General features: G+C 66.7%; 1 protein-coding gene. It reads left to right on the top strand.

Annotated features, from left to right (window positions below; all coding sequences use genetic code 11):
* The coding region (locus ABD224_RS29305; RefSeq protein WP_344055366.1) for a hypothetical protein at window positions 1-639 on the top strand (639 nt) is incomplete at both ends.

Here is a 639-nt window from a genome sequence, read left to right as displayed (position 1 = left end):
GGGGAGCCGGACGACGGTCCTCGATCGGATCGTCGACCAGCTGGAGCCCGAGCGGATCCACGGGATCGAGATCCACGGGAGCAACGGCCGCGCCTACTACGGAGTCGTCGTCTATAGCGGGAGACAGCAGGGAATGGACGTCCTCGATCTCCGGACGGTCGTGATCGACCTCCGAGACGAGACGGTCCGGATCCACGATAACGGCCTCTGGATCCCGCGGTTCGAGGGAGCAGCCCGAGCCCTCACGTCGGTCGTCGCCCGAGCATGCAACGACCTCGAGGGATCGGTCGACGCCGACGCCCCGCCGCTCCGGACCTCCGCGATCGACCCCGACGCCGACCGGATCCTCTCCTACGAGATCGACGATGGATACGAGCGAGAGGACGGAGACGGCTGGGGATCGACCTGGGGCAACGGCCAGGGAGAGCCCCCGGAGGCTCACGGCTTCCGCGAGCGGCTCGTCGAGGCCGGAGTTCCGAGGTCCCGCTTCTCCCGAATGGAGTTTGGCAAAAAGACTCCCTTCGAGCGATACGCTAACCGCGATCTCGACGGGTTGCTCGGAAACTACGGAGTCGAGACCGGACTCCCGTGCACGACCGAGGAGGCCGACGTCGACAGTCGGATCCTCGAGCATGACCC

Origin of the sequence: Streptomyces thermoalcalitolerans (assembly GCF_039525155.1) — a bacterium.
Classification (GTDB): Bacteria; Actinomycetota; Actinomycetes; order Streptomycetales; family Streptomycetaceae; genus Streptomyces; species Streptomyces thermovulgaris.
This window is presented reverse-complemented; position numbering and strand designations above follow the sequence as displayed.